The organism is Algisphaera agarilytica, from assembly GCF_014207595.1.
In the GTDB taxonomy this organism is placed as follows: Bacteria; Planctomycetota; Phycisphaerae; order Phycisphaerales; family Phycisphaeraceae; genus Algisphaera; species Algisphaera agarilytica.
Map to the genome: position 1 here is coordinate 2,547,363 of NZ_JACHGY010000001.1, position 13,352 is coordinate 2,560,714.

The window sequence follows — 13,352 nt, forward strand, 5'->3', positions numbered from 1 at the left end:
ACGGAGGCATCAGGTCTGTTGGTGGGCCCGCCACAGACCCGCTGGGAGGCCGACCACGATCCCAAGCGCCAAGACGAGAGGGCTGAAGCCGGCAATTAGAATCAACTGTCCCGCCATGAGTACGCCGCCGAATAAGGCTCCAGCCAAAATGTTCGCTGCGACACCATTAATCCGCTGTGGCATCAGTGCATTAAGCATGCAGACCGTGGCAACCACTATGGTTACCGGGTCGAAAACGATGTAAAGGCAGCAGCCCATTTCCACAAGATCGTTTGGCGATGATGATGTCGAGGGGCTGAATCCCAATGCAATGAGGAAGCCGAGCCCGTATGGCACGATCCAGGCTAAGGCGATTGATCCCAGGAAATTCCAGGCCCGATGAGTGGGCACTGCTTTGTTGAGCTTGTTCTGTCCGAGTTGATCCGAGGTCAGATACGTCCGGGGATTTGTCAGGCTGAACGGTAAGCCGCATTCCGGGCACTCGCCACTCATAAGCCCCCGAAGGTTGTAACCACAGCCTTTGCAATATTTGTCACGGACCTCAGCCCCACGCTGATAGTCAGAGAACGAGGCGTCTTTGCTTGGGTGCGGGCGGTCTTCCCGGATTGGCATAAGAACCGAAGATAACTCAAGCCGGTTGTGTAGTCACGGAATGATCTAGAGTCGACAAGCTTGGAGTATCTGGCAATTCTGATGCGCAGCGAAAATAGGTGTCGCTCGAAAAACTACGCGTTCGCCGCGTCCATCGTCGGGTAATCGGTGTATCCGCGCTCGCCCGCATCGACGTTGTAGAGCGTGTACGGATCGGCCAACTCGTTGAGCGGGTGGCCGAGGCGGAGGCGTTCGGGGAGATCGGGGTTGGCGATGTAGGGCTTGCCGAAGCTGATGAGGTCGCAGGCGTTGGCGGCCAGTTCGTCGTGGGCGCGCTGGGCGTCGTAGGCGTGGTTGAAGATCAAGGTGTTGGAGAAGTTGGCGCGGGCGGCGGCGTTGACCTGGTCGTTCTTTTCGCCGGTCCAGGGGGCTCCGAGGACTTCGAGGTGGCCCAGGTTCTTGGCGTCGAGGGCCTGGAAGATCTCGGTGAAGTGTCCGAGGATGTCCGAGTCGCGGATGCCGTTGTGTTCGCCCAGGGGGGAGAGGCGGATGCCGACGCGTTCGGGGCCGAAGACGTCGATGAGCTGATCGAGCACGGCCATCGGGAAACGCATGCGTTTTTCGAGGGTGCCGCCGTAGGCGTCGGTGCGCTGGTTGGAGGCGTCTTTGAGGAAGTCGTTGATGATGAAGCCGTTGGCGCCGTGGAGCTGGACGCCGTCAAAGCCCGCGGCTTTGGCGATCTCGGCGGCGTGGCGGTGGTCGACGACAAGCTGCTCGATCTCCTCGGGCGTCAGTTCGTGGGGCGTGGGCATGGGCTTTTTGCCCTGCGGAGTGTGGCGTTCGCCGTTGGGGATGGGGATCGGCGAGGGGCCGACGGGGCCCATCCCTTCGGGCAATAGCTCGGGCACGGTGGCTCGGCCGGCGTGGAAGAGCTGGGCGAAGATGAGGCTGCCCGCTTCGTGGACCGCGTCGGTGACGAGCTTCCAGCCGTCGCGCTGGGCGTCGGAGTAGATGCCGGGCATGGCGTGGTAGCCGAGGCCGCCGGGGTTGATGTGGGTCGCTTCGCTGATGATCAGGCCGGCGGTGCTGCGCTGGGCGTAGTAGGTGGCGTTGAGGGCGTTGGGGATCTCGCCGGGGAGGGTGGATCGGCAGCGGGTCATGGGGGCCATGACGACACGGTTTTTGAGCGTCATCGGGCCAAGTTGGTAAGACGAGAACAGCGGCGGATCGGACGGCGAGGCCATGGTGAATCTCCGGGAAAGGACGCGGCCATGGTAGGCAGGGGCCTCGGAATTTTCCATACATTTAACAACACGGGCGGTCAGGCCTCACGCCACGTGCGGATGAACCCCGCAAACGCCCCGACGATCGCCCCGATCAGGATGATCGCGGGGTGGAGGCCGACGGTGAGCAGGATGCCGAAGGCGGCGCCGAGGGGGAGCGTGACTACGAGCTTGGGGTTGTGGTGTTCCTCGATCGTTTCGAGGGCGAGCACCACGCCGATGAGGATCCACGGCGTGAGGGCGAGAATGCCGAAGGCGAGGACGACATCGGCGAAGCGTCCGCCGAGGCTGTCGCCGACGAAGTGGATGATCGGCCGGCCAAGGATGAACCAGGCGAGCAGGCCGTAGCCGGCGACGCGGGGTTTCTGGAGGAAGAAGTTGTCCTGCGTGGGCAGGGGGGTGTCGCGGGTGGTGGAGTCGTCGTTCGGGTCGAACTCTTTTTCGCAGCCGGGGCAGGGGCTGACCTCAACGAGGGTGAGATCGAACCCGCACGCACGGCAATAGCGGGCGGGGTGCATGATGATCTCGAGGTCGCCGCGGGGCGGGTTGTCGGAGACTTCGCCGAGCTCGTACTCGCCCGAGGCGGACGGGGTGTCGTCGAGCGCATCTTCTTCGCTGAGTTCGTAGATGTCTTCGTCTTCACGCATGGGACATCTCTGCAGTTGAAGGACATGTGGCACACTGATCATAGCCGCGGCGCTACGTATCGCTGGTCGCGGCATGGGATGGCCGGGGACGCGTAGCGTCCCGGCTATTGAGTTACGACCTAGACGATCGCAAGGAATTTTACGCGGATCAGTTGGCGATCAGGTTCACCATGCGGCCGGGGACGACGATGACCTTGCGGATTGTTTTGCCCTCGAGGTGGACCGCGACGTTCTCCTCGGCCTTCGCGGCTTCGACGATGGCGTCTTCGTCGGCGTCGGCGGGGACGGTGACTTTGCCCCGCATCTTGCCCATGACCTGCACGGGGTATTCGATGGTGTCTTCGACGAGCAGGCTCTCGGAGTACAGGGGCCAGCCGGCGTCGGCGATGGTGTCCTTGGGCGTGTGGTCTGTGGCGTGGGGCAGCCGCTCCCAGAGTTCCTCGGCGACGTGCGGCGCCATGGGGGCGAGCATCTGCAGCATCGCCGCGGCGGTGAACCGCGGCACGCGCTCGAGCGGCACCAGCGCGTTGTTGAGCTCAATCAGCGCCGCGATGGCGACGTTGAAGCTCATCGACTCCATCGCGTCGGTGACACGCTTGATGGTCTTGTGGGTCAGACGCAGCAGGTCGTCCGGGGCGTCGTGGTTGTCGATCAGCGACTCGCCGGTGTCTTCGTTGACGAAGTTGCGCCAGAGGCGGTTGAGGAAGCGGTGGACGCCGACCATGTCTTGGGTGTTCCAGGGCTTGGACTGCTCCAGCGGCCCCATATACATCTCATACAAGCGAAGCGTATCCGCGCCGTACTCTTCGCAGACATCGTCTGGGGCAATCGCATTTTTCAGTGATTTACCCATTTTTCCGTAGACCCGTTTCACAGGCTTGCCATCGAAGAAGAATTTCGCGGATTCTCGTTCGCGGCGGTCGAGATCGAAGGCCTTTTTGCCGTTTTCATCTACGACTGAGAACGCATCGACATACACATCTCTTTCGTCACGGAACGCGTCTTCCTGGATGTAGCCCTGGCTGAACAGCTTGCCGAAGGGTTCGGGTGTGGAGACGTGGCCGAGGTCGAAGAGGACCTTGTGCCAGAACCGGGCGTAGAGCAGGTGGAGCACGGCGTGTTCGACGCCGCCGATGTAGAGGTCGACCCCGCCGGCGTGATACCCGCCGGAGGATTTCTCGCTGAGCATCCAGTACTTCTCGGCCGCCTCGCCCACGAGTGCGTCGGCGTTCTTCGGGTCGAGGTAGCGCAGGTAGTACCAGCACGAGCCGGCCCAGTTGGGCATGGTGTTGAGCTCGCGGGTGTACTCGACGCCGTCGATCGAGACGGTCTTCCAGTCGTCGCCCGCACGGCCGAGCGGGGGCTGAGGCGGCGCATCCGGATCGTCCGTGCCGCGCGGCTTGAAGTCTTCCATCTCCGGCAGGTTCACCGGCAGGTCGGCCACATCCACGGCCCGCAGCTCGCCATCGGGCCCGTGCAGAATCGGGAACGGCTCGCCCCAGTAACGTTGTCGGCTGAACAGCCAGTCGCGTAGGCGATACTGCACCTTGGCCTTGCCTTGACCCTTCGAGGAGAGCCAATCGGTGATGAGCTTCTTGGCCTCGGCAACGGGTTTGGCGTTGAGCGAGACGTCGTCGTTGGCGGAGTTCACCAGGTCGCCGTCGCCGGTCCAGGCCTGGGCCTGGATGTCGTGGTCGGCGGGGGATTGCACGACCTCGATGATCGGCAATTCGAACTTCACGGCAAAGGCGTGGTCGCGCTCATCGTGCGCGGGCACCGCCATGATTGCGCCGGTGCCGTAGCCCATCATGACGTAGTCGGCGATCCAGATCGGGATCGACTCGCCGTTGACGGGGTTGGTGGCGTAGGCGCCGGTGAAGACGCCGGTCTTTTCCTTGTCGGCCTGGCGGTCGACGCTTGTCTTCGCCGCGGCATCGGCCTGATAAGCCTTCACGGCCTCGGCCTGCTCGGGCGTGGTGATCACGTCGACCAAGTCGTGCTCCGGGGCGAGGACCATGTAGGTCGCGCCGAACAGCGTGTCGGGGCGGGTCGTGAAGACGGTGATCGTTTCGTCGTTAGCCCCCGGATTTGCCGGGGGGTCGGTTGTGTCGCGCTCCCCGGCAAAGCCGGGGGCTAAAGGTGCAACCGAGAAATCGACTTCCGCGCCGATCGACTTGCCGATCCAGTTGCGCTGCAGCAGCTTGATCGGCTCGGGCCATGCGACGTCGTCCAAGTCTTCGATCAGTCGATCGGCATACGCGGTGATGCGCAGCATCCACTGCTTCAGCGGCCGTTTGTACACCGGGAAGTTGCCACGCTCGGACTTGCCGTCGTTGGTCACTTCTTCGTTGGCCAGCACGGTGCCGAGCTGCGGGCACCAGTTCACCTCGACGTCCGCAAGGAAAGCCAGGCGGTACTCATCCAGCAGCCGCCGCTGCTGGTCGGCGTCGAGCTCGTGCCACTTGTGCACGCCGATGCGTTCCCCAGCGATGGCTTCCATGTCCTCATCGATGCCCGACCAGGTGAGGTCGCCGTTGAACGTGATGTAGTAGTCCTCGCCCTGGAGCTTCTCGATCAGGTGCGCGATCGGCAGCGCCTTGTTCTGCAGCGGGTCGTAGTAGCTGTGGAACATCTGGAGGAAGATCCACTGGGTCCACTTGACGTACTCGGGGTCGGTCGTGGCGAAGCTGCGGTCCCAGTCGTAAGCCATGCCCAGCCGCTTGAGCTGCTTGACCATGTTCTCGATGTTGGCCTCGGTGGTGATCCGGGGGTGGACGTTGGTCTCGATGGCGTACTGCTCGGCGGGCAGGCCGAAGGCGTCGAAGCCCATGGGGTGCAGGACGTTGAAGCCGTGGGCCCGCTTGTACCGGGCGACGATGTCGGTGGCGATGAAGCCCAGCGGGTGGCCGACGTGCAGCCCGACGCCCGAGGGGTAGGGGAACATGTCCATGCAGAAGAACTTGGGCTTGCTGGCGTCAAAGCCCTCGTCGCCGGGGTTCCCGACGTGGAAGGTCTGGTCCTGGGCCCAGCGGGCCTGCCACTTGGCTTCGATCTGTTGGAAATCGTATTTCATGGGACCGCTCAGTTTACCGGCTGAGCGGGGGGCCGTATTTCCACCCGAACAGGCGATATCATGCTCACATGCCCGACCGCATCTCCCTCATCGACTGCTCCCTCCGTGACGGCCACCAATCGCTGCTGGCCACGCGGATGTCGACCGAGCAGTCGCTGCGGGTGCTGCCGCTGATCCGTGACAGCGGGTACTCGATCCTGGAGCTCTGGGGCGGGGCGGTGCTCGACTCGTCGCTGCGGTTCACCGGGGACGACCCGTTTGAGCGCCTCGAACAACTGCGGGCCTGCCTCGACGAGACCGATCGGCCGATCCAGATCCGTTCGCTCTGCCGGGGGCAGAACCTCTTTGGCTACACGCCGTACCCCGACAACGTGGTCAGCGAGTTTCTCAAGGAAGCCATCCGCACCGGCACGCCCAAGCGTTTCAATCTGGCGACCGCGGCCGAGGCTTTCTCGCCCACGGAGCTGGTCGTCAACACGCACCGCATGCGCATCTTCGATGCCCTCAACGACCACCGGAACCTGGTCACCGCGATCATGGCGACCAAGACCTACAACGGCCACGCCGAGGCGGCGATGTCCTACACCGTCAGCCCGGTGCACGACCGCCAGCACTTCATCAGCTTCGCCCGGCGGGTCATCGAGGCCGGGGCCGACTCGCTGGCGATCAAGGACATGGCCGGCCTGCTGCATCCGTCCGATGCCTGGGAACTGATCGAGGCGATCAAGCAGGAGTTCCCCGCCGTCGAACTCACGATGCACAGCCACTGCACCAACGGCCTGGCCACCGCGAGCTACGTCGTCGCCATGATGGCCGGCGTCGATCACCTCGACACCTGCTACGGCCCGATGGCCCACGGCACCGCCCAGCCCCCGGCCGAGCTCATCAAGTACTTCGCCGATGAGTTGGGCATGGAGACCAACGTCGATTTCTCGACTGCACCCGAGATCGACGCGAAGCTCCGCGAGATCCGGGAAGAACTGCGTGAGGTCGACAAAGACCCCGACCACGCCGGCCGATCCTGGCCCGCCGAGCCGACCGCCGAGGTGCGGGAGAAGGTCAAGCAGGCCATCGCTCTGCTCAAGAAACGAGACAAAGCATCCTGCGACGAAGCGATCGACCTGATCGAGCAGGGCATCATGGAGCCGCAGGGCTACCCCGCGATCGACAAGTCCCAGCTCGAGGGCCAGATCCCCGGCGGCATGATCTCGAACCTGCACAACCAGCTCAAAGAGCAGGGCCAGCTCGACCAGCTCCCCGCCATCCTCGAAGAGGTGCCGCGGGTGCGCAAGGCCGCGGGCTACCTGCCGCTGGTCACGCCGACCAGCCAGATTGTCGGGACGCAGGCGGCGTTCAACGTGATCCAGGGCAAGCCGTACCGCATCGTGAGCCAGCAGTTCCGCGACGTCATGATGGGCCACTACGGCAAACTACCCGGCCCGGTCGACCCGCAGGTGCTCGCCGCGGTGTCCGACGGCAAGCCGCCTTTCCACGGCCGACCCGCCGACCGCGTTCCGGATACCGACATCGCCAAGCTCTACCGCGACTGCGGCGAGCTGATCAAATCCCACCGCGATGTCCTGCTGCTGCTGCTGTTCCCGATCCCCGCCAAGACGTTTCTTGAGCAGCGCGCCAAAGCGCAGTCCGGGGAATAGCCGCAGCTCAGAATCGCCAGCTCAAGCCCAGGTAAAACATCGGCCCGTCGTGGCCGACGTTGGGTTGCAGGGCGTTGCCGTTGGACATGTGCAGCCAGCCCGCCCCGGCGAGCAGATCCATGCGTTCTTCCAGGTCGTAGCGGATACCGACCCCGGCGCGGAGCCGGCCGTTGGCGTGCGTGCCCGAGCGGGGCATGCTTTCCGGGCCGACGTATTGCAGCCCGGCCCCCCACTCCAGGAACGCCTCCCACCCGTCGTATTCCCACGGCGTCCAGCGCATCTGCAGGTCGAACGACGTGATCCACGGCCGGTCCTGGTCGGTGTTCTGGGCCACGCCGAACCCGAGCTGCGGCACGACCTCGACGCGGTTGACCGGGTCGAATTCGTAGGAGGCTCCGACATGAGCCTGCACGGCACCGCCTTCGTCGCCGTACGCGAACGAGACAAAGGACTCGGGCCGCCACCGGATATCCTGATCCCCCGTTTCATCGAGAACGGATTCGCCATTGTCAGCGAGCAGGGCGGGGGTTGGCGTGGCGTCGTCCTGTTCGGCCACCGCGAACACCGAGGGAAAATACTCCGGCCACTGAGCGGCGCATAGCATCGTGGCGTGGCTTCCTGCGGCTCCGGGGAGGGCCATGCCAACGATAAGGAACAGGATGACAAGGGACGGAAGGGGACGGAGTTTCATGCCCAGGCTCCGTGGGGGGATGTCAATATCCTTTGTTTATCGTAGACCATCTGCCCGGCTGATCGCGTGAATTCTCGGCGAAGTTTGGGGCGGAAGCCCATCGATTTTGATACGCTTCGCCCCTATGAAAGATCGCGCCGATATCGCTAAATCCACCGCCGCGGGCCTCCGAGCTTTCGCGGCGCAGCCCAACCCTTCGCCCGCTCTGATCGGCTTCGACGGCTTTGTCGATTCGATCATCTCGGTGGTCGACAAACGCCACAGCGTCGAGAGCTTCGACCCGATTCCGACCATCGCCGACTTCGGCGCCCGGGTGTCCGCCAAGGCGGGGCAGTCCAGCAACTACGAGCTGGTGGTCAACCTCGAAAAGCTCGGCGGCAACGGCCCGATCATGGCCAACGCGCTGGCCTCCGCCGGAGTGGCGATCAGCTACGTCGGCTGCCTGGGCTACCCGTCGATCCACCCGGTGTTCAAGGAGTTCTCCGAGGCGGCCGAGGTCTTCAGCGTCGCCGAGCCCGGCTTCACCGATGCGCTGGAGTTCGATGACGGCAAGCTCATGCTGGGCAAGTACGAAACCATCAGCAACCTCGATTGGCCGACGGTCGAGACGGCGGTCGGGGCCGACATGTTTGCCCAACTCGTCCACCGCAGCCGACTGATCGGCTTGGCCAACTGGACCATGCTCAACAAGGTCGAAACCATCTGGTCGCACATCGGCGACCTGCTCGCGGCCGAGAATGCAGCCGAACGCAAGAAAATCTTTGTCGACCTGGCCGACCCCGCCAAGCGGACGCCCGCCGACATCCGCGGGGCGTTGGACCTGCTCTCGAAACTGCAGGGCGCGGCGGACGTGACCCTGGGCCTGAACCTCAGCGAATCGACCCAGGCCTCGGAAGTGCTGGGCCTGGATGTGCCGAGCGACCCGGAAGCGGCGATCGAGGCTTCTGCCGCTGCGATCCGCGAGGCGATGGGTATCTACTGCTGCGTCATTCACCCCCGGAAGGGCGCGGCGGCCGCGATGCTCGACGCCGAGGGTGGTGTCCAGACTGCCTCGTTCCTCGGCCCGTTTGTCGCCAAGCCCAAGCTCTCGACCGGCGCAGGCGACAACTTCAACGGCGGCTTCTGCCTGGGCTTGCTCGCGGGCCTGCCGATCGAAGAATGTCTCTGCACCGGCGTGGGCACCAGCGGCTACTACGTCCGCAACGCCCACAGCCCCAGCCTCGACCAGCTGGCCGAGTTCTGCGACCACCTGCCCCCGGCCGAGTGATTCCGCTCCGCGGCCTCCGGCTGGCGTGGGGTGTGAAGTAGGGTGGGCATCGCCCACCGTTGTTTCGTCAGCTTTTCCACGCTTTTCCGACACGGCCGGGCTCAGGCTCGGGCCGGTTAAACTGTCTTGTTGGAGATTCCTATGAGCACGGCCAGCAGCTTTGAATTCGGAGACCGGGATCGCAAACGCAAGGGCGTGATCGAGATCGGCCCGCTGTTCGACAAGCAGCCGCCTCACGCGCTCGAGGCCGAGATGGCCCTGCTGGGCGCTATGATCCTCGACTGGCAGGTCGTCGGCGACGTGCTGCAGGTGCTCAAGGGGGCTGACGATTTCTACAAGCCCGCCCACGCCGCGATCTTCGAGTCCGTCGTCGAGTTGTACGACCAGTCCCAATCGGTGGACATGGTCCAGCTCAACCAGAAGCTGGCCGACAAGCAGATGCTCGAAGAGGTCGGCGGGCTGGAAGCGCTGCTGTCACTGGTCGACGCGGTGCCCGATTCGTCGGGAGCGACACGCTACGCCCAGATCGTCCGCGACAAAGCGATCCTTCGCCGCCTGATCGAGACAACCGGCCAGGTGCTGCACGAGTGCTACCACAGCGACGAGCCGGTGTACGACCTGCTCGACCGGGCCGAGACGCAGATCTTCGAGATCGCCGAGAAGAAGGGCGACGATGAGCCGGCAGCGATCGACGTGCTGCTCAAAGAAACCTTCGAGAAGCTCGAGCGCGAAGACGGCCGGGCGGTGACGGGGTTCGAGACCGGCTTCTTCGAGCTCGATGAGATGACCAACGGCCTGCAGGCCGGCGAGATGGTGATCATCGCGGCCCGCCCGTCGATGGGTAAGACCGCGTTTGCCGTGAACATCGCCGAGCACATGGCGGCGATCAACAAGGTGCCGGTGGCGATCTTCAGCTTGGAAATGTCCAAGCAGCAGCTCGCCCAGCGGATGCTCTGCTCGCGGTCGGGCGTCGACTCGAACAAGGTGCGTCGCAACATGCTCAGCCGCGACGACTTCGGCAAGCTGACGCTGACCGTCGGCGAGCTCTCCGAGGCGCCGATCTACATCGACGACACCGCGGGCCTCACGCTAATGGGCCTGCGTGCGAAGGCACGGCGGATGAAACAACGCCACGACATCCAGGCGGTCTTCATCGACTACCTCCAGCTCATGTCCGCCCCGAGTGCCGGACGCGACGGCCGTCAGAACGAGGTCTCGGCGATCAGCCGTGGCGTGAAGGCGCTCGCCCGTGAGCTCGAAGTCCCCGTTGTGTGTTTGAGCCAGCTGAACCGTGCGGCCGAGCAGCGTGAAGGCCACCGCCCCCGCATGAGCGACCTGCGGGAGTCGGGCTCGATCGAACAGGACGCTGACGTCATCATGATGCTCCACCGCGAGGACTACTACCACCGCGGCGACGAGGAGTACGAAGACAACAACATCGCCGAGGTCATCGTGAACAAGCAGCGTAACGGCCCGACCGGCACCGTGAAGCTCAACTTCCACGGCCCGACCACCCGCTTCCTCAACCTCGCCACCGGCAGCCAGATGGGCGCGGCGGGTTATTGATTCACAGATTCTTATTGGCCAGCCGAGTTAAGTTATCCGATAGACTCAGCACCATGAAATACGAATCTGAGCTTCAAATCGCTGTGTCCGCCGTTCGTGCCGCCTCGAAGGTCTGCCAGCAGGTCCAGGCCAACCTGGTGACGGCCGCGACGCTGGAGAAAAAGGACAAATCGCCCGTTACCGTGGCCGACTTCGCGTCGCAGGCGGTGGTGTGCGGGGCGCTCAAGGCGGCGTTCCCCGGCGTGCCGGTGGTGGGCGAGGAAGATTCCAAGGAACTGCGGGAAGACGAAGCGGCCGAGTTGCGGGCCAAGGTCGCCCAGCACGCGGGCATGAGCGAAGCCGAGGCCCTCGAAGCGATCGACCACGGCGGGTTCGACCCCGCCAGCGACCCCGGCGTCACCACTTATTGGACCCTCGACCCGATCGACGGCACCAAGGGCTTCCTACGCGGCGAGCAGTACGCGGTGGCCCTGGGCCTCATCGAAAACGGCAAGGTCGTGCTCGGCGTGCTCGGCTGCCCGAACCTCGACGGCGGCCTGCTCATGACCGCCGTCCGCGGCGAAGGGGCCAAGAAACTCTCGATCGACGGCGAAGGTACCGACGGTGAAACCGTGGGCGTCAGCGACATCGAAGACGTCTCGCAAGCCAACTTCTGCGAATCGGTCGAGTCCGGCCACAGCGACCAGGACGCCTCGGTGAAAATCGCCTCGGAACTCGGCATCACCGCCGAGCCGTACCGCATCGACAGCCAGTGCAAGTACGCCGCGGTCGCTCGTGGCAACGCCGCGATCTACCTCCGCCTGCCCACGCGCCCGGGCTACCGCGAAAAAATCTGGGACCATGCCGCGGGCATGATCGTCGTCGAAGAAGCGGGCGGCACCGTCACCGACGTCCTGGGCAAGCCGGTGGACTTCTCGCTCGGCCGAACGCTGGAAAACAACCGTGGCATCATCGCGACCAACGGCAAGTTCCACGAACGCGTGGTCGAAGTCGTCTCGGGTGCGATCACCGTGGTGGATTGACACGCGGGGTTAATGCTAAATAATTGACGCTCGAATCCCTCATTCTGAGGGGTTTTGTCTCTATTGATTTAGTGGGATTCCGATGCGAAAAACAAACGCGATGATTCTGGGCTGGTGTTTCGTGGCGCTCTTCATCCTGGCGGTGCCGGTATCGGCCCAGCCGGAGCCGGCTCGCCCCAACGTCTTGCTGATTTGCATCGATGACCTGCGCCCCGAGTTGGGCTCTTACGGCAAAGACTACATCCAGTCCCCGCACATCGATCAATTGGCGGCGCGCGGCCGACAGTTCAACCGGCACTACGTGCAGGCTCCGACGTGCGGCGCTTCGCGGTATGCCCTGCTCACCGGCCTGTACGGCCCGGTGGGGAATAAGGCGTTGAGCGATCGGGCGGATCGACTGAACAGCGGCGCCGATGTGCCGCCGACCATGCCGGCGTGGTTCCGACAGCACGGCTACACCACCGTCTCGGTGGGCAAGATTTCGCACTTCCCTGGCGGGCGGATGGGCAATGGATGGAATCAGGACGATCGGCCCGAGCTGCCCCAATCCTGGGACCGACACCTGATGCCTGCGGGGGATTGGGAGACGCCGGTTGGCGCGATGCACGGGTTGGCCCACGGTGAAGTTCGGAAGAAGCCCGGGGCGATGCATGTGTATCAATCCGCGGAGGGCGACGACTCGATCTACCCCGACGGCCTGATCACCGAAGAGGCGATCCGCCAATTCGATGAGCTGGCGGCGGACAGCGGCAAGCCGTTCTTTCTGGCGGTGGGTTTCATCCGTCCGCACCTGCCGTTCGGTGCCCCGGCCCGTTACATGCAGCCGTACGTCGGCGTTGAACTCCCGCCGATCCCGCACCCCGCCAAGCCCAAGGGGGTCTCGACGTGGCACGGGTCGGGTGAATTCAACCGCTACTTCCTGTGGGACCGCGACCCGAACGTGGACGCCGATTTTGCTGATGAGGTGCGTCGGCACTACGCGGCCTGTGTGACGTATGTCGACGCCCAGGTGGGTCGGCTGATCGAAAGGCTCGAAGCGAGTGGGGCGGCGGAGAATACGATCGTGGTGCTGTGGGGCGACCACGGCTGGCACCTCGGGGAACACGCGGTGTGGGGCAAACACACGCTGTACGAAGAATCGCTGCGTTCGCCGTTGATCGTGGTGAGTCACCAGATGCAGCAGCAGGGCGTTGCTACCGACGCGGTGGTCGAGACGATCGACATCTTCCCCACGCTCAGTGATCTCGTCGGCCTGGCCAATCCCGAGTTTGCCGATGGGCGTTCGTTGCGTGCGATGCTGGAGGACCCGGCCGCGGTCGGCCACGAGGCGGTCAGCTACCACCACCCTGGGCGGACGCTCCGGACCGACACCCATCGCCTGGTCCTGCACAACAGCGGGGCGGTGGAGCTGTACGACCACACCACGCCCGAAGCGGAGACACGCAACCTCGCGGAGGAGCAGCCCGCGTTGGCCCAGGCCTTGGCGGAGCGGCTGGATGCCAAGCTGCCCAAGCGTTCGCCGGCGAAGTAATTCCCTTCGATGCGGAAATGAATCCT

At 64.2% G+C, this 13,352-nt stretch carries 10 protein-coding genes; 5 read left to right on the forward strand and 5 right to left on the reverse strand.

What is annotated here, in order from left to right:
* Positions 1 to 9: 9 nt before the first annotated feature.
* The 4 genes from HNQ40_RS11025 to leuS all read right to left on the reverse strand — a co-directional run bounded on the left by HNQ40_RS11025 (position 10) and on the right by leuS (position 5,594).
* Positions 10 to 492 carry a hypothetical protein gene (locus tag HNQ40_RS11025; RefSeq protein WP_221435492.1) on the reverse strand — a complete coding sequence of 161 codons (483 nt, stop codon included), beginning with the start codon at positions 490 to 492 and terminating at the stop codon, positions 10 to 12.
* A gap of 233 nt (positions 493 to 725) precedes the next feature.
* Positions 726 to 1,835 (reverse strand): alkene reductase, encoded by a 1,110-nt coding sequence (locus HNQ40_RS11030; RefSeq protein ID WP_184677889.1) that lies wholly within the window; start codon positions 1,833 to 1,835, stop codon positions 726 to 728.
* 77 nt (positions 1,836 to 1,912) lie between these two features.
* Positions 1,913 to 2,521, reverse strand: a complete 609-nt coding sequence (locus HNQ40_RS11035; protein ID WP_184677890.1) for a hypothetical protein — start codon at positions 2,519 to 2,521, stop codon at positions 1,913 to 1,915.
* A 148-nt stretch (positions 2,522 to 2,669) separates the two neighbouring features.
* On the reverse strand, positions 2,670 to 5,594 hold the full coding sequence (gene leuS / locus HNQ40_RS11040) for a leucine--tRNA ligase (RefSeq protein ID WP_184677891.1): 2,925 nt from the start codon (positions 5,592 to 5,594) through the stop codon (positions 2,670 to 2,672).
* Between the two features lie 68 nt (positions 5,595 to 5,662).
* Here leuS and HNQ40_RS11045 point away from each other — a divergent pair, with 68 nt between their 5' ends.
* Complete coding sequence (locus tag HNQ40_RS11045; protein ID WP_184677892.1) at positions 5,663 to 7,249, forward strand: hypothetical protein; 1,587 nt, start codon at positions 5,663 to 5,665, stop codon at positions 7,247 to 7,249.
* Positions 7,250 to 7,256: 7 nt separating this feature from the next.
* Here the strand turns inward: HNQ40_RS11045 and HNQ40_RS11050 are convergent, their stop codons facing one another.
* A complete protein-coding gene (locus HNQ40_RS11050; protein WP_184677893.1) occupies positions 7,257 to 7,940 on the reverse strand; it encodes an acyloxyacyl hydrolase in 684 nt (227 codons plus the stop codon).
* Between the two features lie 124 nt (positions 7,941 to 8,064).
* Here HNQ40_RS11050 and HNQ40_RS11055 point away from each other — a divergent pair, with 124 nt between their 5' ends.
* The 4 genes from HNQ40_RS11055 (at position 8,065) to HNQ40_RS11070 (ending at position 13,326) form a co-directional block, all read left to right on the forward strand.
* Positions 8,065 to 9,207 carry a PfkB family carbohydrate kinase gene (locus HNQ40_RS11055; protein ID WP_184677894.1) on the forward strand — a complete coding sequence of 381 codons (1,143 nt, stop codon included), beginning with the start codon at positions 8,065 to 8,067 and terminating at the stop codon, positions 9,205 to 9,207.
* Between the two features lie 141 nt (positions 9,208 to 9,348).
* The gene (gene dnaB / locus HNQ40_RS11060) at positions 9,349 to 10,773 is read left to right on the forward strand and encodes a replicative DNA helicase (RefSeq protein WP_184677895.1); all 1,425 of its coding nucleotides are present in this window, start codon (positions 9,349 to 9,351) and stop codon (positions 10,771 to 10,773) included.
* Positions 10,774 to 10,826: 53 nt separating this feature from the next.
* Positions 10,827 to 11,795, forward strand: a complete 969-nt coding sequence (locus HNQ40_RS11065; RefSeq protein WP_184677896.1) for a 3'(2'),5'-bisphosphate nucleotidase — start codon at positions 10,827 to 10,829, stop codon at positions 11,793 to 11,795.
* Positions 11,796 to 11,877: 82 nt separating this feature from the next.
* Positions 11,878 to 13,326, forward strand: coding sequence for a sulfatase (locus HNQ40_RS11070; protein ID WP_221435493.1), 1,449 nt, complete (start codon positions 11,878 to 11,880; stop codon positions 13,324 to 13,326).
* The last annotated feature ends 26 nt before the right edge of the window (positions 13,327 to 13,352 follow it).